The sequence below is a fragment of the Sphingomonas floccifaciens genome (genome assembly GCF_042681125.1).
GTDB lineage: Bacteria > Pseudomonadota > Alphaproteobacteria > Sphingomonadales > Sphingomonadaceae > Sphingomonas > Sphingomonas floccifaciens.
Window position 1 is genome coordinate 60,767 of record NZ_JBHUFC010000023.1, and the last position, 20,854, is coordinate 81,620.

Annotated in this window: 24 protein-coding genes; 7 read left to right on the forward strand and 17 right to left on the reverse strand. The window is 66.1% G+C overall.

Translation table 11 applies throughout. From position 1 onward, the window contains the following. On the forward strand, positions 1-969 hold the full coding sequence (locus tag ACFSC3_RS18565) for a ParB N-terminal domain-containing protein (protein ID WP_380941580.1): 969 nt from the start codon (positions 1-3) through the stop codon (positions 967-969). Positions 970-990: 21 nt separating this feature from the next. Here ACFSC3_RS18565 and queC read toward each other — a convergent pair whose 3' ends face one another. From queC to ACFSC3_RS18595, 6 genes are read right to left on the reverse strand one after another with little or no spacing between them, the layout of a single operon-like run. Further along, positions 991-1,710: a 7-cyano-7-deazaguanine synthase QueC gene (queC, locus tag ACFSC3_RS18570; protein ID WP_066487324.1), complete on the reverse strand. Its 720-nt coding sequence runs from the start codon at positions 1,708-1,710 to the stop codon at positions 991-993. Further along, positions 1,700-2,062, reverse strand: a complete 363-nt coding sequence (locus tag ACFSC3_RS18575) for a 6-pyruvoyl trahydropterin synthase family protein (RefSeq protein WP_066487322.1) — start codon at positions 2,060-2,062, stop codon at positions 1,700-1,702. Before ACFSC3_RS18575 ends, queC begins: the two co-directional genes overlap by 11 nt. After that, complete coding sequence (gene queE / locus ACFSC3_RS18580) at positions 2,062-2,694, reverse strand: 7-carboxy-7-deazaguanine synthase (protein WP_066487320.1); 633 nt, start codon at positions 2,692-2,694, stop codon at positions 2,062-2,064. The genes ACFSC3_RS18575 and queE overlap by 1 nt, the downstream gene beginning before the upstream one ends. Next, positions 2,694-3,830: a DGQHR domain-containing protein DpdB gene (dbpB, locus tag ACFSC3_RS18585; RefSeq protein WP_066487312.1), complete on the reverse strand. Its 1,137-nt coding sequence runs from the start codon at positions 3,828-3,830 to the stop codon at positions 2,694-2,696. Before dbpB ends, queE begins: the two co-directional genes overlap by 1 nt. Continuing rightward, the gene (gene dpdA, locus ACFSC3_RS18590; protein WP_066487342.1) at positions 3,827-5,113 is read right to left on the reverse strand and encodes a tRNA-guanine transglycosylase DpdA; all 1,287 of its coding nucleotides are present in this window, start codon (positions 5,111-5,113) and stop codon (positions 3,827-3,829) included. The genes dbpB and dpdA overlap by 4 nt, the downstream gene beginning before the upstream one ends. A gap of 40 nt (positions 5,114-5,153) precedes the next feature. Beyond that, on the reverse strand, positions 5,154-5,834 hold the full coding sequence (locus ACFSC3_RS18595; RefSeq protein ID WP_380941581.1) for a hypothetical protein: 681 nt from the start codon (positions 5,832-5,834) through the stop codon (positions 5,154-5,156). A gap of 69 nt (positions 5,835-5,903) precedes the next feature. Here ACFSC3_RS18595 and ACFSC3_RS18600 point away from each other — a divergent pair, with 69 nt between their 5' ends. The 4 genes from ACFSC3_RS18600 to ACFSC3_RS18615 are packed head-to-tail and all read left to right on the forward strand — an operon-like array spanning position 5,904 to position 8,410. Then, complete coding sequence (locus tag ACFSC3_RS18600) at positions 5,904-6,368, forward strand: hypothetical protein (protein ID WP_380941582.1); 465 nt, start codon at positions 5,904-5,906, stop codon at positions 6,366-6,368. Further along, positions 6,368-7,249 carry a hypothetical protein gene (locus tag ACFSC3_RS18605; RefSeq protein ID WP_066487293.1) on the forward strand — a complete coding sequence of 294 codons (882 nt, stop codon included), beginning with the start codon at positions 6,368-6,370 and terminating at the stop codon, positions 7,247-7,249. Before ACFSC3_RS18600 ends, ACFSC3_RS18605 begins: the two co-directional genes overlap by 1 nt. A gap of 9 nt (positions 7,250-7,258) precedes the next feature. Beyond that, positions 7,259-7,639, forward strand: a complete 381-nt coding sequence (locus ACFSC3_RS18610) for a multiubiquitin domain-containing protein (RefSeq protein ID WP_066487291.1) — start codon at positions 7,259-7,261, stop codon at positions 7,637-7,639. A gap of 12 nt (positions 7,640-7,651) precedes the next feature. After that, positions 7,652-8,410: a ThiF family adenylyltransferase gene (locus tag ACFSC3_RS18615; protein WP_066487289.1), complete on the forward strand. Its 759-nt coding sequence runs from the start codon at positions 7,652-7,654 to the stop codon at positions 8,408-8,410. A 15-nt stretch (positions 8,411-8,425) separates the two neighbouring features. Here the strand turns inward: ACFSC3_RS18615 and ACFSC3_RS18620 are convergent, their stop codons facing one another. After that, entirely contained in the window at positions 8,426-9,274 is an 849-nt protein-coding gene (locus tag ACFSC3_RS18620) for a hypothetical protein (RefSeq protein ID WP_380941583.1), read from the reverse strand. 49 nt (positions 9,275-9,323) lie between these two features. Then, positions 9,324-9,620: a hypothetical protein gene (locus tag ACFSC3_RS18625; protein ID WP_066487285.1), complete on the reverse strand. Its 297-nt coding sequence runs from the start codon at positions 9,618-9,620 to the stop codon at positions 9,324-9,326. Positions 9,621-9,769: 149 nt separating this feature from the next. Between ACFSC3_RS18625 and ACFSC3_RS18630 the strand changes: the two genes are divergently transcribed. Both ACFSC3_RS18630 and ACFSC3_RS18635 read left to right on the forward strand, forming a co-directional pair. Next, a complete protein-coding gene (locus ACFSC3_RS18630) occupies positions 9,770-9,904 on the forward strand; it encodes a hypothetical protein (RefSeq protein WP_269450473.1) in 135 nt (44 codons plus the stop codon). A 43-nt stretch (positions 9,905-9,947) separates the two neighbouring features. Then, the gene (locus ACFSC3_RS18635; protein ID WP_380941584.1) at positions 9,948-11,750 is read left to right on the forward strand and encodes a recombinase family protein; all 1,803 of its coding nucleotides are present in this window, start codon (positions 9,948-9,950) and stop codon (positions 11,748-11,750) included. Between the two features lie 253 nt (positions 11,751-12,003). Here ACFSC3_RS18635 and ACFSC3_RS18640 read toward each other — a convergent pair whose 3' ends face one another. The 9 genes from ACFSC3_RS18640 to ACFSC3_RS18680 form a co-directional block, all read right to left on the reverse strand. Beyond that, entirely contained in the window at positions 12,004-13,272 is a 1,269-nt protein-coding gene (locus ACFSC3_RS18640) for an enoyl-CoA hydratase-related protein (RefSeq protein ID WP_380941585.1), read from the reverse strand. Beyond that, positions 13,269-14,651: an AMP-binding protein gene (locus ACFSC3_RS18645; protein WP_380941586.1), complete on the reverse strand. Its 1,383-nt coding sequence runs from the start codon at positions 14,649-14,651 to the stop codon at positions 13,269-13,271. The genes ACFSC3_RS18640 and ACFSC3_RS18645 overlap by 4 nt, the downstream gene beginning before the upstream one ends. Then, a complete protein-coding gene (kce, locus tag ACFSC3_RS18650; protein WP_380941588.1) occupies positions 14,651-15,580 on the reverse strand; it encodes a 3,5-dioxohexanoate:acetyl-CoA acetone transferase in 930 nt (309 codons plus the stop codon). The genes ACFSC3_RS18645 and kce overlap by 1 nt, the downstream gene beginning before the upstream one ends. A 14-nt stretch (positions 15,581-15,594) precedes the next feature. Further along, positions 15,595-16,812, reverse strand: coding sequence for an acetyl-CoA hydrolase/transferase C-terminal domain-containing protein (locus ACFSC3_RS18655; RefSeq protein WP_380941591.1), 1,218 nt, complete (start codon positions 16,810-16,812; stop codon positions 15,595-15,597). Then, positions 16,813-17,607: an enoyl-CoA hydratase-related protein gene (locus tag ACFSC3_RS18660; RefSeq protein ID WP_380941593.1), complete on the reverse strand. Its 795-nt coding sequence runs from the start codon at positions 17,605-17,607 to the stop codon at positions 16,813-16,815. Positions 17,608-17,610: 3 nt separating this feature from the next. Continuing rightward, on the reverse strand, positions 17,611-18,036 hold the full coding sequence (locus ACFSC3_RS18665; RefSeq protein ID WP_380941595.1) for a PaaI family thioesterase: 426 nt from the start codon (positions 18,034-18,036) through the stop codon (positions 17,611-17,613). Between the two features lies 1 nt (position 18,037). Beyond that, on the reverse strand, positions 18,038-18,799 hold the full coding sequence (locus tag ACFSC3_RS18670) for a glucose 1-dehydrogenase (protein ID WP_380941597.1): 762 nt from the start codon (positions 18,797-18,799) through the stop codon (positions 18,038-18,040). A 13-nt stretch (positions 18,800-18,812) separates the two neighbouring features. Further along, a complete protein-coding gene (locus ACFSC3_RS18675; RefSeq protein ID WP_380941599.1) occupies positions 18,813-19,274 on the reverse strand; it encodes a MarR family winged helix-turn-helix transcriptional regulator in 462 nt (153 codons plus the stop codon). A gap of 74 nt (positions 19,275-19,348) precedes the next feature. Then, positions 19,349-20,542, reverse strand: coding sequence for an acyl-CoA dehydrogenase family protein (locus tag ACFSC3_RS18680; protein WP_380941601.1), 1,194 nt, complete (start codon positions 20,540-20,542; stop codon positions 19,349-19,351). Positions 20,543-20,854 lie beyond the last annotated feature (312 nt).

Below are 20,854 nucleotides of genomic sequence, written 5' to 3' on the forward strand. Positions count from 1 at the left end.
GTGACAATCGCCCTCGACGACACGGTAGAGCGCGTCGCCCAAGCCGCGGACGTGGACGGCAGGAAGGCCTATGCGCTCGAGGAACTCGGCGACGGCCTCACGCGGATCACGTTTGGCCCGGAGGTTCGCGGTTCGGCGTTCATCATCGACGGCCAGCACCGCCTCAAAGGTATGTCGGAGGTCGACGGCGACGTGCTGGTGCCGATTTGCCTCTTCATCGACCTGCCGACGATCGAGCGCGCCTTCCAATTCGTCACCATCAACAACAAGTCGCACAAGGTCCCGACCAGCAACCTCAAGTCGCTCATCGCAAACTTTGAGGCAATCGAGAGTCCGCTGAAAGCGCGTCTGACACAGGCGTCCATTACCGCGCCGCAGTTCGCGAGCGCGGTCGACGTGCTCAACGAGGACCCCGAGAGCCCCTTCCACAAGATGGTGGACTGGGTGAACAACCGCCACGCAGACGGCGTGCACCTCGTCCCGCCGACCGCCCTGGAGAACTCGCTCCGCGCGATCGTGCGGGCGTTCCCGGAGACGAGGGACGACGAGGGCGACGCGCTAGCGGTGCTCTACGCGATCTGGAAGCAGGTCTTTGGGCTCTACGGTGTCACCTTTGCGAATGCCGGCGAGTTCCCGAACCTAATGCTCAAGGCGACGATCCAGAAAGTGTCGGAGATGGTCGTGGACAAGCTCCGCTCCGACTTCGACCCCGCGTTCACTACCGATCCGGTGATGGGCGACAACGGCTCGCAGGCGGCCCGTACGGCTCAGGCGCTGGTCGGCGGCATCCCGTCGGAGTTCTGGACGCAGCCGTGGACGCTTAAGAGTCTCGACACCTCGGCCGGGCGCGCCCTCATCGAAGAGGGGATCCGCGAGATGAAGCGCCTGCTCCGCGAGGGCGGCGAGCCTCCCGCGGACGCGGTCAGGCGGGTCAGGCTGTTCAGTCCGGCGGGGAACGTCGACGACTAGGCGCGGCTCGCTGCATTGATCTCAGGCTTGTTGGCGAGCCAAGTAGCCTCGGTAGCCCGTCGCGCGTAGTTCGCATGCCGGGCACGCGCCGCAACCGTGGCCCCAGTCGTGAATGTGCTCGCGGTCGCCCTCGTAGCAGGTATGCGTCTGCGTGCGCACGACGTCCACAAGTTCGTCGCCGCCCAGCAGCTTGGCGAGTGCCCAAGTCTCGGCCTTGTCGATCCACATCAGCGGAGTGTGCAAAACGAACCGAGTGTCCATGCCTAAGTTAAGGGCCAACTGCATCGCCTTGATCGTGTCGTCGCGGCAGTCCGGGTAGCCGGAGTAGTCCGTTTCGCACACGCCGGTCACGATGTGCCTAATCCCCCGCCTGTAGGCGACCGCTGCGGCGAACGTCAGGAAAATGAGGTTGCGGCCGGGAACGAAGGTGTTCGGGAGGCCGTCGTCGGCCATGGCGATGGCCATTCCTTTGGTCAGCGACGTCTCGCTGATCCGGCCGAGGACCTGGAGGTCGACCATGTGATCTTCGCCGAGTCGGTCGCCCCAATCGGGAAAACTTCTCCTGATGCCGTCTGCCACGACGGATCGCACCTCGAGTTCGACCGCGTGGCGCTGCCCGTAGTCAAATCCGACGGTCTCAACGTGATCGTACCGGTCGAGCGCCCAGGCGAGCGTCGTAGTCGAATCTTGGCCGCCGGAGAAGAGAACCAGAGCGGTTCGATCCAAGAGTTCAATCCCCATAGTAGGTGCACGCCTCCCCGCTGGAGTCGCGGTGTATAACGATTCGGGAGAGGCCCGCACAGGTAGGCTTGAGCGTGCGCCAGACCCAGACCGCCAGGTTCTCCATGGTCGCGGGGCCGAGGTCCGGCACATCATCGAGGAACCGGTGGTCCAGGCCGTCGCGGGCCGCCTCCAGCAAGCGCTCGAAGTGCCCGAGGTCGATGATCATGCCGGTCTCGGGATCCGGCCTACCCCTCACGACCACCTCGGCACGATACGAGTGGCCGTGCACGCGCCGGCTCGGCTCGGCGTCGATGTCCCGGTGAAGGGTATGGGCCGCGTCGAAGCGAAACTGCTTGCTAAGTTCGTGCATCAGCGGATCCCCACGTGCTTGTGGTTCTGGAGGGTGAGCCGCCAGTGCGGGTTGTCGAGGCAGAAGGCGACGGCGGCGGCCGTGTTCGCCGCGGCATCGGTGTCGTCCATCGGCTGGAGGAGGAGGTGGCGGAAGCCCAGACCCTCGACGTCCGCGGGCGAGAGACGGGGGTTCGGGTAAACCAGCTTCAGCTCGTCCCCGCGCCGCGCGACAAGCGGCAGCGCCTTGGGGCTGACGCAGATCCAGTCGATGCCCTCGGGCGGCTCGATCGTCCCGTTGGTCTCCACGGCGATCTCGAAGCCCTTGGCGTGCAGCGCTCGGATCAGCGCGTCATCGACCTGAAGCAGGGGCTCGCCCCCGGTGAGCACCGCGAAGCGAGGCGCCGCGCCCGACCCTCGCCAGGTCGCCTCGACGGCGTCGGCGAGGTCGTCGGCGGACCCGAAGCGTCCCCCGCCGGTACCGTTGGTGCCGACGAAGTCGGTGTCGCAGAAGCCGCAGACGGCGCGGTGCCGGTCCTCGGCGCGGCCTGACCACAGGTTGCAGCCGGCGAAGCGGCAGAACACCGCCGCCCGGCCAGCGTTCATGCCCTCACCCTGCAGCGTGTAGAACACCTCCTTTACGGCGTAGCCCATCAGGCCACCCGGACCTTAGACCGCGCATGCGCGCGGCGCAGTTCCTGAACGAGGTGCATGGACAGCTGACGAACGTCGGCCGGCACGTTCTGTAGGCCGTTCCAGCGCCTGCGCTCGTCGCCGAACGTCCATTCCCCCTCGCTCCAGGCGGTCCGACCCCTGAGGAGCCGCAGTCCGTCCGCGAACGCCTCGCGCGTCGTAGCGCCCGTCGACGCGTGGATCTCCTCCATCACATACCCCATCGCGATTACGCCCGCACCGTGGACCAGGCGGGAGGTCTTGGGTGTCTTGCCGTCCCAGTCGCTCGCGAAGATGTGTCGGACCGCGTGGAAGAATTCGCTGATGAGCGTCGCGCCGCGGTCGAGCAGGAGCTGGTCGCTGTCGGCATAGAGCCCCAGCGCGCCATCGCTAATCGAGTTCATGATGACGCGCTGCAGAACCGTGTCGCGGATGATACCCTTGGGATTGGTCTGTTGCTTGATCAGGCCCCGGAGCGAGGAGCCTTCGCTGTAGTTGAGCTTCTCCGTGACGAGCGCCGCCTGACTACGGCTGGACATCCTGAACGGCAGGTCCCCGACCTGGGGGAGCAGCTCGTAGACAAGGGCCTTGGGCAACGGCCGGGTGTTGTTGATGAGGATGAACTGCTTCTGCAGCTCCTCGTCGTCCTCGCAAAGGAAGCCGGACACCAGCACCTCGAAGTCGCCGTCCGGAATCTCCGACAGGGCCGTGAACCTCTGCTGCCCGTCAACGATGAGCCCCGGGGCACCAGCCGAGAGATCGATGGTGAGGGTTCCCAGTCCGCTGGGTCTCGGCGACCTGCGCACCGATATGCGCCTGCCCCGCGGCGGCACGGGTTCCGGCAACACGAGCGGCGTCAGCTTCGCCCCGGCCGTGAAGGCAACGACGATCGGGTTCGGCAAGATCGCATTCGGCTTGACCAAGTAATCCCTGATCTCACGGATGTGGCCGGCGATCTGCGGACGCTGAAAGCCGCGCAGGGCACCGTCGTCGTCGCGTCCCGCACGCTGGATCCGCGCGAAGCGCGAGATCTCCGATGCAGATGCGGCGAACGTAAAGACCTTGTGGCGCTCGCTTTGCCGGGGGAGGACCACGGTGAAGGTCAGCTTGTCGGTCATTCGGCGTTGGTCCTGAAGGTCTTGAGGTGCTCGTGGAAGACGTGGAGGTTGTGCATCCCGCGTCGCTTGTTGCGGTTCGAGTTCCGGAAGATTAGTGCCTCGACGCCGATCTCGCGGCAGACCCGACAGGAGCAGGTCTCCCACGGCCTGTCTCCAAGCGTGCGCTCGTAGACAGTGCGCTGCTTCGCCATCGTGATCCGCCGCTGGATCTCAGACGTCTCTTCGGTCCAGTTCAGCTGTGCCCAGTATGCCATGACCGCGTCGAGTGCCGCATCGAGCCCGCCCCCTCCCGAGGCGAGCGCCCGGACGGAGTCGAGCGCCGTCGCCTCGAGCAGCTTGATCTCCTCCTGGTCGACCTGGCCGCGCATAGCCTTGGTCTTCAACCGGTTGTTCTCGATCGCCTGCGGGATCCGGACAGCGGTGTAATAGTCGAGGGCCCCCTCGGTCCGGGCCCAGTAGTTCTTCCTGGCGTCCTTGAAGGCGCGCACGAGCGGCGAGGTCGTGTCGAAGCTCGCGACGCCATGGCGCTCGATGTCAGCGAGGTTCTCGATCTTGCCGAACCCGAGCACGTGCAGCCGTACGCCCGGCGGGATCGCGGCGCGGATCGCCGCTAGCGCGCGGCAAAGCTGGTCGATCTTGAGCGGCACCGTGCCGCCGACCGCCAGGTAGTCGTACCCCATCTGTGCAAGGGCCGTGGCGGAGTCCGCCATGCTCGAAGCCGACCACCCTTGGATGACGCCCATTGGTGTGAACTCCGGCCCGAGACGGGCGGCCTCGACCTTGAACTCAGCAGCGTTCTGCAGGGTGACGTCGAAGCGGGTGAGCACGTCGGTGGGCACCTCTGACCGCGGCCGGTCGGCGCCGGCCTGGTCGAAGTCGAAGATCAGGTGGTCGGGCGAGCAGCCGTGCGAGAAGCCGCCGTCCGCGTAGAACTCCACGGTATCGGCCGCCTTATACGGAGGCTCCGCCATGTTGCGGTAGGTGAAGGCGCCGCAGTCGCCGACCATCATGCTGCCGGGGAAGTCGCTCTCCATGTAGCGGAGGAAGCGCCGCGCGCCCTCGCGCCGGAATCGCATGAGCTGCGACTCCGAGTACTTTCCGTTGTGAAGGACGTCGCCGACGATGCCACGCGACACGAGGATCCCGTCGTATGGCGCGACATCAAGGTATTCGTGCGGGAACTGATCGTCGCGGTGGATCGTGCGGCGCGCGCCGTTGCGGTCCGCGATGAAGTCGAAAGCCGGATCGACGAAGTCGAGCGAGTCGGCAAATACGAATTTCATCGACGTGCTCCGGCATGCATGAAAATGCACGATGGCCTGGTCATTGGACGGCACCCTGCTGGACTGCGGCATGGTACAGGCGCGTGAAGCGGCGCTGTTCGCACGCGATCTGGTCCTGCTCCCGGAGGCGCCGCAGTATGCGGCCAATGCCGCTGGTCGCGCGGAGGTGGCGGCGAATCGCCATGATCAGCACGTCGTCACCGGCGCGCGGCCGCTCGATCCTTTCGGGCGCGCGGTGGTCTTGGAGCGCTCGCGACACGGCAGCGGCGTCGTCGGCGGGGTCCTCGGAATGAACGACTGCCTTTGCGAAGTGCGCGAGCGCGCGCTGGGCGAAGTCGGTCCGGGTCCCGGGCCACAACGCGTCGAGGCGCGCATCGTAGGGCATGATGCTCGACCTGAGAGCGGCGGGCAGCACCTGGTCCAAGCCCGTGCCGAAGAAGCGCATGCGGCGGACGTCGATCGGGTTCATCGCGCTCAGGTCTTCGGCGATCAGGCCGGCGTAGGCCTGGCTGAGCGCAATGAGGACCAGCCCCCCAACTTCGACCACCGACTGCCACTGCATGGAGAATGGGCCGCCGGTGACCGTCCGCCACCATGCGGCTGAATCGATGCCGCCGGTCATGCGCGGTCCGATCGCGTCGTCGGTGCGCGTCCCGACCGTCAGGCCGTAGCTTGGTACCGCGCGTGTCCCCGCCACGACGCCCAGCCGCGCGGCAGCCATGCCGAACCGGTCGTCATCTGGAGCTGCGGCTTCGCCGACGACGACGGGCGCGATGCGCTGCTGAACGCGGTGAACGGTGGCGAGCTCGACATCACCTTCCTGGGACGGCTCACCATGATGTTCGGCGGAGCGGCCCTGGATGACCTTGCCAAGGCGCGCGTCGCCGCGGCCGTGGCCGAGCGCGCAGAGGCGCTGGAGGCGGAGGCGAAGCGCGCGCGTGACCGCCTGATCGTCAATCTCTACGCGCGCGAGGGCAAGTACGGCCGCCATCTGCTCGAACTGCAGCGCAAGAGCAGCGACGAGGCCGACTGGTCGATTCGGTACGATCGCGCGATCGAGCGCGACCGTCTGTGCGACTGGATGCGGTGGCAAAAGGATCGGTTCTTCGCCTTCCTCGATCACGCTGCCGAACATGGCGACGAGTCGCTCGCGCGGATGCTGGTCGACGAGATGTTCGCGACCGAGCGGCGCGTGAAGAAAGAGGGCCGCGGTGCCGGCGGCATGCGGCCCTTGCGGATGTGGAGGGGCGACTGATGGCGACGCTCGCCACTTTCCAGCCCGCGACGCCTGCGATGATCGTCGGCCACGGTTCGGGCGACGAGCCGCTGCCGCTCGAACTCGGCGAGCCGTTCGCGCTGCTCGGCGGCGATCGGCTTGGGCCCGACGGCATTCCGTTTCTGGTCATGCACGAGCACCAGCCCGAGTTTTTGGCGTGGGTGCGTGAACGCTGCGCCGCGATGCTCGTCGCCGAGCGGCCGTGGTTCGGCGGCGGCACGCTGATCCTCGGCGGCGTGCCCGGCGCGGGCCGCACGCATGCCGCACGCTGGTTGGCCCGAGTCGCCGGGGTGCCGCACGCCGTGGTCAACCTCACCGATCCCATCATCGCCGCCAACCTCGCGGCTTCCGGCGAGGTCGGCGAGGCGATCGGCGCGTCGTCCGTCACCATCGCAATGGCGACCGCCCGCTGCGCCAACCCCATCGTCACCGTGCTTGGCGCCGACCGGGTCGGTGAGGACGTCCTCGCCGGGCTCAACGCAATGCTCGATCCGGCGCGCTGCCGCCGCTGGCGCGAGGACCGGCTGGGGGTCGATGTCGATCTCGGCGAGGTGACCTGGGTGCTTCAGCGTGATCTCCAGCGCGGTGTTCCGTCCTGGGTCGCGCCGGAGGCGGACGCCGTCGCGCTGCGGCCGATCCCGGGGGGCAAGGATCACGTGCTGGCGCTGTCGATCTGCCTGGAGGCGATGGGCGATCTCGGCGTTGATCCGCGCAGCGGCGCCTGTTCGTGGGAGCGGATCAGCGCGCGATTGTCCCGCTACTCCTACTCCTCCGTCAAATCACTCTACGCCGATATGGTCAATGCGCTGCGCGAATGCCTGCGCCCGACCGACAGCCGTTCCGACCCCGAGCCCTTCTAGACAAGGAGAATGACCATGCTGCCCGCCGTCGCCGCTTCCGCAAGCACGTCCCTGTTGCCGTCCGTCCTGCCGGTGCCGGTCGCGCCGCGCCGCCGCGCCCTGTATCTCGTGGGCGAGGCAGAACGCTCCGCGCCGAAGCCCGCCGCCGCGGCGGGGCGCACGATGATCTCGATTAACGGGCGCTGGACCGCATTGCGCGGCCGCACCGTCAGCTACGCGCAGCTGCTGCGCATCGCCTATCCCGATCGCGAGGGGCAGAGCCCCGGCTCGGCGACGGTCTCGTATCGTCATGCGCACGATACCGCGCTGACCGGTCTGCTGACGCCGGGCGACGTCGTGCCGCTCGCCGACGGCCTCCTCGTCAACGTCAACGCCACCTTCGCCAGCTGAGGACGGCAGGACGTGGACGCCAGCATTCGCCCGAGCCCGTTCGTCTACCCGGACACCGCCTCGACGCGCGCCGGCATTGAGGCGGTGTCGGACCGGCTCGCCGGCGGCACGATCGCGATCGTCGGCCTGGGCGGCACCGGGTCAGTGGTGCTCGATCTCGTCAGCAAGACGCCTGCGACGCGCATCCTGCTGGTCGACGGCGACGCGGCCGAGCAGCACAATGCCTTTCGCTGGCCCGGCGCGATGGCGATCGAGGATATCCAGGCCGGGATGACCAAGGTCGAGTATTTCGCGCGCGTGTATGGCCGCATGCATACCGGCATCGAAGCGCATCCGGTGCATCTTACGGCCGACACGCTCGATCTGCTCAACGAGGCCGACTTCGTGTTCGTCTGCGTCGACAGCGTCGCTGCCCGTGCCTCGATCATTCCGGCACTCGAAACTCGCGACCTGCCCTATATCGACTGCGGCCTCGGGCTCAGCCTCGTCGACGACCGGCTGATGGGGCTGGTCCGGGTCACCACCAGTACCCCGATGATGCGCGACCACGTCCACGCGCATGACCGTATCCCGATGACCGGGGACACGGACGACGCGCTCTACCGCAGCAACATCCAGGTTGCCGACCTCAACATGCTCGCCGGCACGCTGGCGGTCATCCAGTATAAACAAATGCGCGGCTTCTACCTCGACACCGAGGCCGAGTATCACGCCATTTACGCGACCGACGGCAACGCGATCATCAACGCGGATCGCGCCGCGGGCGCGTGAGCGAGCGGACGTGTCTCACGCCGGGCCGCCGACCAGACGTCGTCCCGCTTCGACCAGCCGGTCATGCTCGCGGATCTCGCGCGCGGTCGGCCGCCACGGGTACGCCGGATCGGCATCCCGCGGCAGTACGGCCCAGGCTTCCTTCGGCACCGGTGCGAGCGGCGCCTGGTGGCTCTCCACCTCGAACACGACCGCCGCGCCATCATGGTTCACGCCAGCGAGCTTCAGGTCGGCTGCGGCGATGAACGGATGATCGACGATTTCCGAGAGGCTGCGCGGGGCATTGCGCCCGCTGTCCTGCTGCAGGGCACCGAGCAATGTATCCGGGAATGCGGCGACATCGATGCGGATGCACGCCCTGTCGCCGAGCACTGCGACGCTGACCGGGCGCTCGGCGAGTTCGATCGCCTCGGCCACGGCCACGCCCTGCCGCACCCGGATCCTGGCGGCGTGCTGGCCAAGCTCCCGCCGCGCGCGCCGCGCCAGATGGCCGGAGACAGGCGCCTGACCCAGCGCGTCGCTCAGGCGGAGCGTCTTGCGGAGCGCCTTCCCCGATCCCGACCAGCTGAGCCAGCGTGCCAGTACGTCCGATCCGCTGACCAGCCACAGGGGCAGCGGCCCGGCGGTCGGTGCCGCCGCCAGCATGGCGTGGGCGCGCTCGAACGCGATCCGCGCTTCGACCGCGAAGGCGAGCTGCTCGAACGCCTGTCCGACGGAAGCTGCGCTCGCATCGAATACGATGCTGGTTCCCGTAATCGCTATCCTGAACGCCGCGGCCTTGCCGGTCAGCTGCCAAGCCGCGGGATCGACCGTCGCCAGCAGTCGTTCGGCGATGGCGCGCGGCGAACCCCCTGCTCCTGTCATGGCTGCCCCGTTGGTCTGCTCCGGCGCGCCCGTCACCATCGCAGCGGCTTCAGAACGCAGCGAGCTTATGCGCGCGGACCGCCACGTGCGGCAACAGGCTCGTGAACACCGTCATGTCGAGAGCAGCCTTTAAGCCACGCCGCAACGCCCGGCGCTCGGCACGGGTCGGCGTTCGGTCCCAGCCGGCGGCGCCAACCGGACAAGCGCATTCCAGCAGCCTCCGGCGGGCGCGACGCCCGGCACGGACGAGGACCATGCCGACGATGGTTGCGACCAACTCGGCGAGCAGGCGCGGCGCAATGCGGCAGGCAAGACAGGCGAAGGCGATGACGAGCAGCATGGACATGACGATCTCTCCTTTTCCCCGGCTCCCGCCGGATCACTCCAGCTCTTCCCTTCCGGCTTCCAGGCCGTTCCCGGCGGCAGAGCCACCCCATCCATATCGTGCGGGACTTACATGGCTGGCGTACATGGCAACGCCGCATTGCCGAGCGCGTGGAGCCTACCCATCCTATCCCGGCCTCGACGCCCCCCGAACTGCTGGCGTTCGTCAAGGCGCTGGCTCGCGACCTGGCGCGCAAGGATGCCGAGCGCGTCCGCGCAGTCGTGCGATCACCCGACGATCTTTGAACACCGCGGCCGGCGAGCCTGCGAGCAAAATGGGAGCGTTCGGATGACGACCACCGGCATGAAAGTGGCGATCTACGCCCGCTATAGCTCTGACCGGCAGTCGGAGCGCTCGATCGAGGACCAGATCCGGCTTTGCCGCGAACGGGCCGCCCGCGAGGGCTGGACCGTCGTCGAAGTGTTTCCCGACTTCGCGCTCTCCGGCGCGACACGCGACCGCCCCGGCCTCAACGCCATGGTCGCACGCGCTGCGGATTTCGACATCGTCATGTCCGAGGCGCTTGACCGGATCAGCCGCGACCAGGAGGACATCGCGGCGATCTGGAAGCGGGTCGAGTTCGCGGGCTGTCGGCTCGTGACGGTGTCCGAGGGGCTGATCAGCGAACTCCAGGTCGGTTTTACCGGCACAATGTCGGCGGTGTTCCTGAAGAACCTCGCGGACAAGACGCGGCGCGGCCAAGTTGGCCGGGTCGCGGCTGGCCGCATCCCGGGCGGGCTGTGCTACGGCTACGAGGCCGACGTCCAGGTGCTCGCCAACGGAGAGATCGATCGCGGGCGGCGACGGATCGTGCCGGAACAGGCCGAAGTCGTGCGGCGCATTTTCACCTGGCGCGCGGAGGGCCGGAGCACCAGCTTCATCGTGAAGCGGCTCAACCGCGAGGGCGTTCCGGGGCCGACCGGCGGCCCGTGGCGCATCTCGACGATCTGCGGCAGCCGGCAGCGGCGCAACGGCATCCTTCACAACGAGCTCTATATCGGGCGGATCGTGTTCAACCGCCAGCGGTTCGTCCGCGACCCGGCGACGCGCAAACGCGTGTCGCGCCCCAATCCGGAGGGCGAGTGGAAGGTACAGGCGGTTCCCGAGCTGCGCATCCTCGATCAGGCGCTGTGGGACACGGTCGCTGCGATAGAGGGCGCGCCCGAGCGGACGGCCGGCATCCGCCGGCAACCTTCCAAACGCCTGCTATCGGGCCTCATCACGTGCGGCGTCTGCAGCGGTTCGTTTACGGTCGTCGGGGCAGAGCGGTGGGGCTGCAGCACCTCTCGGGCGACGGGGACGTGCACCAACACGCGCACCATCGGCACCGCCCAGCTCGAGCACCGCATCCTGGACGCGCTACGCCATCGTCTGCTCCAGCCCGACCTCGTCGCCGCCTTCATCGAAGAATACCGTCTTGCTAGCGAAGCGAGCCGTAAGGCCGCTGCGGCCAGTCACGCGAAGATCGAGCGGAACAGGGCAAAGGTGACCGGGCGTATCGAGCGACTGACCGACATGATGGCAGATGGCGTCGGCAATTATGTGGAAATGAAGAAGCGACTGCTGGCGGCACTCGCCGAGCGTGAGGAGATCGACCGGCAGTTGGAGGATGTCGAGGTCGCTCCTGCGATCGCGCTGCACCCGAACCTTGCCGACGCCTATCGGCGCAACATCGAGACGCTGGTCGAGGCGCTCAACACGCCTGAGTTGGAGGGTGGCGAGGCGCGGCTGGCGCTGCGCAACCTCATCGAGCGCATCACGGCCGAGCCACGGGCGGAAAGTCGCGGGCTGGACCTGCTGGTGCATGGTCGCCTTGCGCAGATCCTGCACATTGCAAACGGCCGCCCGGACGTGAGCCAGGGCGGCCGTTCGGTGACTGCGCGGGTCAGCACAAGTCGCTGCAGCGAGGGCGGCGATGCGCCTGAGGGCGCCGCCGGCGATTGTATGTTCGAGTTGGTTGCGGGGGCGCGCAACAGCGCAAATCAACAAAAGGCGCCCGAAGGCGCCGATTGTATGTTTCGGATGGTTGCGGGGACAGGATTTGACCGCTGCAGAACTCGGTTTCGCGTGAATGACAGCAAGGTCGTTTGAACAACAACACCGATCTGTCGGCGCCGTACTTCATCCGGAGTGGAGTCCCGCGGACTTTCCGAAAGATACTTCGGACGTTGAACAATTCCGACGAGCCACCCCAGATCGCAGCGTCGACAGAGTCAACGGAGCTACACTGAGGGAGATCGTAACGATGTGATCCCGTCAATGCCAGATACGTGAGCAGCGGGGGGGGGGCAGGATATGATCTACCCGGCGTAATACCGCTCCCGCGCCTCGCCAAAACCGCTTCCTATTGCACCTTTGCTCGTTTCAAACGCGCGTAAGGCCCCCCCAGATAGGCCGGATACCCTGCCCCAACCACGACTGCGTAGTCCGCAATCGAATGGTATTCGGGTGGCAAGTGAAGATCGGCAACGATAGCAGCGTCGATCCGATCGATCGCGGTTCGAGCCTCACGGCCGAATTCGGTGTCGATCCAATATCCATTTTCCGATCGCCGGCGTATCGATTGTCCACCACCGCCAAAACCGGCTGGACCAATCGTATCGCGATCTTCGGCGGCGATGGCCGATGTTGCGATCGCTACGAGTTGCTCCAGCGCCGGCGGCAGTTCCCCTTTTCGGCGTAGGCGCTCATATTCAGTTTTGGCGAGGAACATCGTCGCAATCATGTTGCGCGGTTCTTCGCGCTGGATGAGCTGAGCGAAGATCGCCATCTCGGTTCGGATCGCGGCGTCGAACGCCTGGGGCAGGCCGAGTTCGATACAATCGAGGATCGCCAAGGGCGCCGGATAATGGCCTTGCGTCTGCTGCAGCACCCTGTCCCGCACAATCGAAATCGTCGCGTGTACATCGCAAAGTTCGGCTGGTTGCCAGTTACGTCCGTCCCAGGGTTGCGACGACGCTGGGTTTGCCAGAACCCATGCCTCTGCCGCTTCGATTTCCTCGCCCGCCGCGACAAGCGTGCCGACCAAACCGGTGTCGAGCGCGACCTGACCGGACAGGCGCGCACCCTCCATGAGGATAGGCAACGCCGCCTCGATCCCGATCAGACGCGGCAATCTTTGTGTCCCACCTGCGCCGGGGAGCAGGCCAACAAGGGACTCCGGCAGACCGAGGCCAATGCGCGGATCATCGACCAGTACGCGGTGGTGTGCCGCCAACGCGAGCTCGCAACCACCACCCAGCGCGAGTCCGGCGATAGCTGCGACGACCGGCTTGCCGCTCGTTTCCAGCGCTCGAAGCGCGCGACTGAGTGGAAAGAAATGGTCGTACGCCAGGTCGAACCGCCGCCGCTCGGGCGCAGCGACGATCATGTCGTAGGCGACGCCAAGCTCGGTCAGGTCGGCGCCCGCACAAAAGGCGTTGTCCTTGCCCGACCGAATGACCACCCCGGGCACGTCCGCGTCGGTCAGCCAGGCCGCAAAGGTGCCAATGTCCGCGATCGCCGCCTCGGAGAAGACATTCATCGTCCGCCCCGGACAATCGAACACCAGGTGGACGATGCCGCTGCGTCCTTGCTCGATGCGAAACTGGGTCATCACGGGATGCTCGGTCATGTCGCTTTCTCACTGCTTTTCCGGAATTTCCCGGCGTCGTCCCGCACCTGGGTTGCGCGAACCTCGATCGAACGCGGCCATTTCGCGCGCAGGAGATGTGCATCGAGAACACCCTCCAGCCGATCCAGAGTTATGGCCACATCGCTTTCGAGAATCGCGTGAACGCTTTGCCCCAAATCGGCGTGGGGCTTGCCCACGACAGCGCACGACCGGACGTCGGGATGGCGAAGCAAGGCCGCCTCGACCTCCGCTGGCCAGATGTTGATCCCGCCGGAAATGATCAGATCGTTGCGGCGATCGGTAAGATAGAGATAGCCGTCCGCATCGAGCCATCCGCAATCGCCGACGGATTCCCAACCTTCCGGATCGGCCCGCCGCTCCGCGCCAATGTAGCGATACGTCGAGCCGGGACCGCCCGGCGGCATTGCGAAGACTTCACCGATCGTCCCGGCCGGGACGCTGCGCCCGTCCTCGGCAACGATTTGCAACCGCGCTCCGCCGATCGGGCGACCGACCGATCCCGGCCTGTCCAGCCAGTCCCGGCCGCCAATCCAGCATCGCACCAGGCCCTCGGTCGCGCCATACACTTCCCAGATGTGGTCCGGGCCGCGCCAGTCGATCCAACGCCGCTTGACCCATTCCGGCATCGGTGCCGCGGTGTGAACGACCATCGTCCAGGACGACAGGTCGTACTGCGCCCTTACATCTGCGGGCAGCGCCAGAATCCGGCTGAGCATCGTCGGCACCGTGATCGACCAGTCGACACGCTCTCGATCGATCAGCGCCAGGGCGCCCTCGGCATCGAACCGGTCCATCGTGACGACCCGCGATCCCCGCCACAGGGCAAAGACCGCGGCGCTGAACGATGCATTGTGATAGAGAGGGCCAGGAACCAACACGACGCCGTCGGCCGGGATGCCGATGAACGCCATATCGTCGGCAAACGCCGCAGGCCGGGCGTCGACGATCACCTTGGGCGTGCCGGTACTCCCGCCGCTCGTACACGCTTTCCACGAGGCTGCGGTCCGGGTTTGGTCGATGTGCGTGCAGGTTACATCCGGGCGAGAGTCATGATCGACGAAAATCCGCGGTTTCATGACTTGCAGGATCGCGGCGCGCTCTATGGCCGGCAGCTTGGGCGAGAGCGGTGCGGGTGTCGCTCCGACGCGGTAGATACCGAATGTCAGCGCGAAAAACTCTGGTCCGTTCGGCAGGGCGAAGGCGACCAGATCGTCCGGCCGAACCCCGCCAGCGACCAGCGTGGCCGCCCACGCGGCAGATCGTCGATCAAGGTCGCCGTACGTCCAGCGGGCATCGCCGTGGGCGATGGCCACCCGATCCGCGGGGAAATGTACCGGAACGTCGGCGAGTGCCCGCATCAGAAGGCGACCCTGTCCCCGCCCTTCAGGCTCAGGATCGCCCGCGCGTCGTCCGGCGTCGCGATCTGAAGCCCCAGACCTTCGAGGATCGCCCGAACCCGAACCACTTGTGCCGCGTTCGACGGTGCCAGCTTGCCTTTGTCGAGCCAGAGGTTGTCTTCCAGACCGACGCGGACATGCCCGCCCATCGCCGCCGCCTGCGCCGCGACTTTCATCTGCGACGCCCCGGCACCGAGCACGGACCAATGGTAATTGTCGCCGAACAGGCGATCGGCGGTCCGCTTCATGTGCAGGACCTCCTCCGGGTGCGGGCCGATGCCCCCCAGAAGGCCAAAGCAGGTCTGGATGAACAGCGGCGCCCTCACCAGTCCTTCGGTCCAGAAGTAATGAAGATTGTGGAGGTGGCTGGTGTCGTAACACTCGAATTCATAGCGCGTGCCGGTTTCGTTCAGCGTTTCCAGGGCATAGCGGATGTCCTTGAAGCTGTTGCGGAAGACCAGGTCGTGGCTTCCTTCCAGCATCGCCGGCTCCCAGGCATGTTTGAAGTCCTTGTAGCGCTTCAGCATCGGGAACAGCCCAAAGTTCATGCTGCCCATGTTGAGGCTGGCGACCTCCGGCTTCCAGACCGCGGCGGGGCGAACCCGCTCCTCGACCGACATGTAGGGGGATCCTCCGGTCGTCAGGTTCACGACGACGTCAGAGGCTTGTTTGATGACCTTCAGAAACGGCTCGAATGCCTCAGGCGACTGATCGGGCCGACCGTCCTGCGGGTTGCGCGCATGGAGGTGGACGATAGCCGCGCCGGCCTCCGCCGCGTCCAGCGCGGACTGCGCGATCTCCTCGGCCGTGACCGGCAGGTGCGGCGACATCGACGGCGTGTGGATCGAGCCGGTCACGGCGCAGCTGATGATGACCTTGTTCATTGCCATAGGATCGTTCCTCGTCAGAATCGTACGCTCAGTGCGTCCCAGCCTTGCGTGAGGGCGGCTCGGTGATCGGGGGCCGCGATTGCGATCAGCGCGGATGCGCGCGCGGGGTGGCTCAGCCCGCGAAGGTCTGCCGCGCCATGCTCCGTTATGACCACATCGACATCCATCCGCCCGAGCGAAACCGGGCCGGCAGCATCCGCCGGAAGTATGATGCGGCTCACGTCCCTGGCACGTGCCGGGAGCACGACGATCCGCAGGCCATCGGTGCGCGCACCCCGGGCATAATCGGACGCGCCGCCCGGCCCAGAAATCCAACCGGTCGCCGTCAATTCGGCATAGGCCTGCCCATAGAGATCGACTTCCAGCGCCGAATTTATCGTAACGAGCCGCAGGCCCGCCAGCACCGCGGGGCCATGCGTGACGGATACGGGTCGGAAGTCGAACGGGGGGTGCCGGACGGCCTCGTACAGAGCGGGGCTGCCGATTGCGCAGCCGACCGTGGCCGCGCGCAGCGACCCACTTTCGACGAGTGCCAGCGCGCCGTCGCCGACGAGCCCGGAATGAAGGCGCAGTTCGCGACGATCGACCAGCGCGGCCAGCACCGCGTCCGGTACCTTGCCCAGCCCGGTCTGGAGCGTGTCGCCGTCCCGGACGAAGGGCGCAACATGAAACGCGATGGCTGCGGCGGTGCCGTCGGCCGGGCGGGCGGGGGTGCCCAGCAACGGGGCGTCTTCCTCGATGAATGCCGTCAGCGCGTCGAAGGGGATGCCCACATCACCCGCGGTCTGCGGCATCGACGGGTTGATGTGCGCGATGCGAACCGGAATGTCTCGCCATAGCTCGGCGATGAATGCCACCTCCGTTCCGAAGCTGCACCGTCCGGCAGCGTCCGGCGGCGAACACGTGAAAAGCGCGGCGCGCGGTCGCCGGCGGCGAATCTCGCGCAGAATGTCCTGATAGCACAGGGGCAGGAATTCGACCCGTGCACCCTCTGCCCGAAGCTCCGGCGTCTGGAAGAAGGTCAGCACCCGCGAGGCTGCCCCCGCCCGCCAGGATCGACGGTTCAGGCCCGGCACGAAGATCCCGCAAAAGGTCATGTCGCCCAACGCCTCGCCGGCCATCGCAACGGCATCGGCCAACACGCCGGACTCCGCCGAGCAGGACGACACCAGCGTCAGCCCGCCCGCAGGCAGAACGGACGCCAGGTCGCCCCGCTCGATGCGTCGCGTCATCTACTTCACGAAAGCGTGGAAGTCGGGCGTGCGGCGCTCGTTAAAGGCCGTCACGCCCTCCTTCGATTCCGCCGTGTCGTAGAAAAGCTTCACGGCATTGAGCGCGAGCATGCTGATTCCACGGATGTTGTCGCTGTCGGCGTTGAACGACCGCTTCGCCAGCGCCAGCGCGGTCGGCGAGCGCTGGCCCAGCGTTTCTGTCCAGGCGTCGACGGCGGCGTCCAGTTCGGCCGCCGGCACGACCTTGTTCACCAGCCCCATCTCGTAAGCCTGCTGGGCCGTATATTGTTCGTTGAGGAACCAGATCTCGCGCGCGCGCTTGTCGCCGACATGGCGGGCGAGCAGCGCCGTGCCCCAGCCGGCATCGACCGATCCGACCTTCGGTCCGACCTGACCGAATTTCGCCGTATCGGCCGCGATGGTGAGATCGCACAGCGTTGCGAAGACATTGCCCCCGCCGATCGCGAAACCGTTCACCCGTGCGATCACCGGCTTGGGAATGTCGCGGATGATCGACTGAAATTCATCGATCGGCAGACCGACAATACCGCGGCCGTCATATTGCCCCTCATGCGCGGACTGGTCGCCGCCGGTGCAGAAAGCCTTGTCGCCGGCCCCGGTCAGCACGACCGAGGAAACGCCCCGGTCGTCGGCCGCAAGCTTGAAGGCGGCGATCAGTTCCTCGATCGTTTGTGCGCGGAAGGCGTTGTACAGCTTGGGGCGATTGATCGTGACCCAGGCTGCGCGGCCGCGAACTTCGTAGAGGACATCCTCGAAAACAGTCGGATCGATCATCGTTCATGCTCCTGCATGCTGGAAATTTCGGTAGATCGCGTTTGACCGCGCGGCCAATTGGCCATCGACCGTGACGGCGGCCTCGGTGAAGATCAGCGTCTGCGTTCGACGCAGCACGCGTCCGGTGAGAAGAAGCCAGGCAGCGACGTCGACCGGCGCGAGATAATCCACGGTCAAGGTGATCGTCGGCGTCCGGGGGGCAGCATCGGTGGGATAGCTCGGATCGGCGCAGAGCTGCGAGTCGGCAAAGGTCGCCATCGCCCCGCCGTGCATGACGCCAAAGGCGTTGCAGTGCTGCGGCCCGACGTGCAGGCAGTAGGCGCTGGACTCGCGATTCAGCCAGACCACGCCAACCGACCATGCACCCGTGTTGCCGAGCTCCGCCTCGATCCAGTGTCCGGCGAATGGCGGGCGGACGACGCTCGCCATGTCAGATCATGTTCATGCCGCCGGCGACCGAGAAGGTCTGGCCGGTGATGAACCCCGCATCGTCGGAGGCGAGGAATGCGACGATACCGGCATAATCCTCCGGCTCGCCCATGCGCTTCAGGGGGATGCCGCGCACCATCGCATCCTTCCACTTGACCGCCTGCTCGCCCTCGCCGAGCACGCTGGCCATCATCGGGGTGTTGGTCGGTCCGGGGCAGACGGCGTTGAGCAGTACCCCCTTGGAGGCCAGTTCACGCGCAACGGACTTGGTGAAGCTGATGACGCCGCCCTTGCAGGCGGAATAGACCGCTTCGTTGCTGGTGCCGACCCGGGCGGCGTCCGATGCGATGTTGATGATGCGCCCACCGCGTCTCTCGACCATCAGCGGCGCGATGGCGGCATGGGTGTGGAGCGGGCCGTAGAGGTTGATCCGAATGATCTTGTCCCACAGCGCCTTGTCGGTGGCGAGGAACGGCGCGGGCTTGTCCCAGCCGGCATTGTTCACCAACGCCCAGATGGGGCCCAGTTCGGCTTCCACCGCGGCGACCGCAGCGTTGACCGCGTCCTGGTCGCCGACATCGACCGACCAGGTCCGGATGGTCGCCCCGCCCCCGGCGAGGGCTGCCGTCTCTTCGCCGGCTTCCGGCTTCAGATCGAAAATCGCGACCTTGCAGCCCTCCTGAGCGAGCCGCAGCGACAATGCTCGACCAATTCCCTGGCCACCACCGGTAACGACCGCTACTTTGCCCTCAAGTCCACGCATCTCGGCTCATCTCCTAGTCTTCGGTGTCGTCCGCACCCGCGATGCTGCGCAGCGTCTTCTTGATCGTGCGCATCGTGCGTGCGGTGGTTTCCAGATCGGCCTCGCTGACGTCGGCCAGAATTTCCTGTTCGGCGTGTTCGATGTTGACCCGGATGGTCGCGAGGAAGCGATTGCCCGCCGGGGTAAGGTACACGCGGCGGATGCGACCATCGCGCTGGTCGGCGCGACGTTCGACAAAGCCGGCCGTTTCCATCCGATCCAGCAGGCCCCCGATCGCAACTTTTGTCAGGTCGAGGTCGGTCGCCAGCGCTGTCTGCGTCATGCCGTCGCGACGGCCGAGAAAGGACAGCACCCACCACTGCGACCGCGTGATGCCGACGGGTTTCAGGGCACGATCGATCACGATGCGCCGCAACCGCGACACGTCGTGAATAAGAAAGCCGAAGCGGACGGCGGTGGCAAAGTCCTTGGACATAGGCGTTCCTGCAGCGAAGACGGAGTCCGTCACGCTAAGCATTTCCCCCTCGTCATGCACACCCAAAACCATGCTCAGGCCGCCCCTCGACCCTTCAACCGGCCCTTGAACATTTCGCGCGAAATGATCGTCTTCATGATCTCGATCGATCCGCCGGCGATCTTGACGATGCGGGCGTCGGCATAGGCGCGGGTGATCGGATATTCCCACATGTAGCCCCAGCCTCCGAAGAGCTGCAGGCACTTGTCCGCCGTTTCGCAATGCAGTTCCGCGGTCACCATCTTCGCCATCGCCGCAGTGACGGAATCGAGCTTGCCGTCCATGAACAGTTCGATGCATTTGTCGGTGAACACCCGGGCCATGACGCTGCGCGCCTTCAGGTCGGCCAGGACAAACTGTGTGTTCTGGAAATCAGCGATCGTCTGGTCGAACGCCTTGCGCTCCGCGGTGTAGTCGACCGTCCACTCGATCATCGTCTCTGTCACCGTCGCCGATCGGATGGCCTGTGCCAGCCGCTCCTGCGACAGCTTGGTCATCATCAGCTTGAAGCCCTGCCCCTCTTCGCCAAGCATGGCGGAGGCCGGGACGCGCATGTCCTCGAAGAACAGCTCGGACGTGTCCTGCGCCTTCATGCCCAGCTTCTCGAGGTTCTTGCCGCGATTGAAGCCGGGGGTGGCCGCGTCGACCAGGAACAGCGATACGCCCTTGGCGCCCGCCGCAGTGTCCGTCTTGGTCGCCAGGACGATCACATCGCACAACTGGCCGTTCGAGATGAAAACCTTCTGCCCGTTGATGACGAAATCGGCGTCATTGTCGCCCGGCGTGGCGTCCGGGTCCCGAACAGCGCGCGTCCGCACCGCCTTCAGGTCGCTGCCGGCGTGGGGTTCGGTCATGCCGAGCGAACCGATTGCTTCGCCGCGGACCATTTTCGGCAGCCAGTGCCGCTTCTGCTCGTCGCTCCCGAAAGACAGGATGTACGTCGCAACCAGATCGGTGTGGATCAGAAATCCGGGGCCGCTCGCACCGACCCGCCACAGTTCCTCGAAGACGACGACGTCGAAAAGATAGTCGAGGCCGAGACCACCATATTCCTCGGGCACGGTGCAACACAGCAGCCCGGCCTTCCCGGCCTTGAGCCACAGGTCGCGCGGTACAACGCCCGCCTCTTCCCAGGCGGCGTGATACGGAACGATCTCCTTCTCGATGAAGCGGCGCACGGTCTCGCGCCACATCTCATGCTCTTCGCGAAAGATAGTGCGCTCGATCATGCCCGCACTCCCATTCCAGCCGGTGATACCGGGAATGCGCGTGACAACCCGATCGAAAGGCCCGCACCATCGGGAACGCTCGGATCCGTTCTCCAGTGTACTTGATTGGTATCATAATCGGCGACGCCACACTGCCGAGCCGGTCTGTCGATTTGGGCGCCACCGCGCCTCGGAAGTTGCGGGCCACACGCTACTGAAGCCGATTGGCTCAGGCTTACCCAGCCACGGACCAGATCGCTTTTCACACCGCACCTCCCCACACTGGCCGCCCGAGCGGCTCAAATATTCGTGAACCTGTTTACAAGTGTGCCG

Excerpts from the sequence above, each read along its gene's own strand:
- ACFSC3_RS18595 (WP_380941581.1), bottom strand. The coding sequence starts at position 5,834 with ATGGCTGCCGCGCGGCTGGGCGTCGTGGCGGGGACACGCGCGGTACCA.
- ACFSC3_RS18680 (WP_380941601.1), bottom strand. The coding sequence starts at position 20,542 with ATGATCGAGCGCACTATCTTTCGCGAAGAGCATGAGATGTGGCGCGAG.
- ACFSC3_RS18620 (WP_380941583.1), bottom strand. The coding sequence starts at position 9,274 with ATGACAGGAGCAGGGGGTTCGCCGCGCGCCATCGCCGAACGACTGCTG.
- ACFSC3_RS18575 (WP_066487322.1), bottom strand. The coding sequence starts at position 2,062 with ATGCACGAACTTAGCAAGCAGTTTCGCTTCGACGCGGCCCATACCCTT.
- ACFSC3_RS18640 (WP_380941585.1), bottom strand. The coding sequence starts at position 13,272 with ATGACCGAGCATCCCGTGATGACCCAGTTTCGCATCGAGCAAGGACGC.
- ACFSC3_RS18605 (WP_066487293.1), top strand. The coding sequence starts at position 6,368 with ATGGCGACGCTCGCCACTTTCCAGCCCGCGACGCCTGCGATGATCGTC.
- queE (WP_066487320.1), bottom strand. The coding sequence starts at position 2,694 with ATGGGCTACGCCGTAAAGGAGGTGTTCTACACGCTGCAGGGTGAGGGC.
- dbpB (WP_066487312.1), bottom strand. The coding sequence starts at position 3,830 with ATGACCGACAAGCTGACCTTCACCGTGGTCCTCCCCCGGCAAAGCGAG.
- ACFSC3_RS18625 (WP_066487285.1), bottom strand. The coding sequence starts at position 9,620 with ATGTCCATGCTGCTCGTCATCGCCTTCGCCTGTCTTGCCTGCCGCATT.
- dpdA (WP_066487342.1), bottom strand. The coding sequence starts at position 5,113 with ATGAAATTCGTATTTGCCGACTCGCTCGACTTCGTCGATCCGGCTTTC.
- ACFSC3_RS18635 (WP_380941584.1), top strand. The coding sequence starts at position 9,948 with ATGACGACCACCGGCATGAAAGTGGCGATCTACGCCCGCTATAGCTCT.
- ACFSC3_RS18660 (WP_380941593.1), bottom strand. The coding sequence starts at position 17,607 with ATGATCGATCCGACTGTTTTCGAGGATGTCCTCTACGAAGTTCGCGGC.
- kce (WP_380941588.1), bottom strand. The coding sequence starts at position 15,580 with ATGGCAATGAACAAGGTCATCATCAGCTGCGCCGTGACCGGCTCGATC.
- ACFSC3_RS18670 (WP_380941597.1), bottom strand. The coding sequence starts at position 18,799 with ATGCGTGGACTTGAGGGCAAAGTAGCGGTCGTTACCGGTGGTGGCCAG.
- queC (WP_066487324.1), bottom strand. The coding sequence starts at position 1,710 with ATGGGGATTGAACTCTTGGATCGAACCGCTCTGGTTCTCTTCTCCGGC.
- ACFSC3_RS18675 (WP_380941599.1), bottom strand. The coding sequence starts at position 19,274 with ATGTCCAAGGACTTTGCCACCGCCGTCCGCTTCGGCTTTCTTATTCAC.
- ACFSC3_RS18610 (WP_066487291.1), top strand. The coding sequence starts at position 7,259 with ATGACCATGCTGCCCGCCGTCGCCGCTTCCGCAAGCACGTCCCTGTTG.
- ACFSC3_RS18645 (WP_380941586.1), bottom strand. The coding sequence starts at position 14,651 with ATGCGGGCACTCGCCGACGTTCCGGTACATTTCCCCGCGGATCGGGTG.
- ACFSC3_RS18655 (WP_380941591.1), bottom strand. The coding sequence starts at position 16,812 with ATGACGCGACGCATCGAGCGGGGCGACCTGGCGTCCGTTCTGCCTGCG.
- ACFSC3_RS18665 (WP_380941595.1), bottom strand. The coding sequence starts at position 18,036 with ATGGCGAGCGTCGTCCGCCCGCCATTCGCCGGACACTGGATCGAGGCG.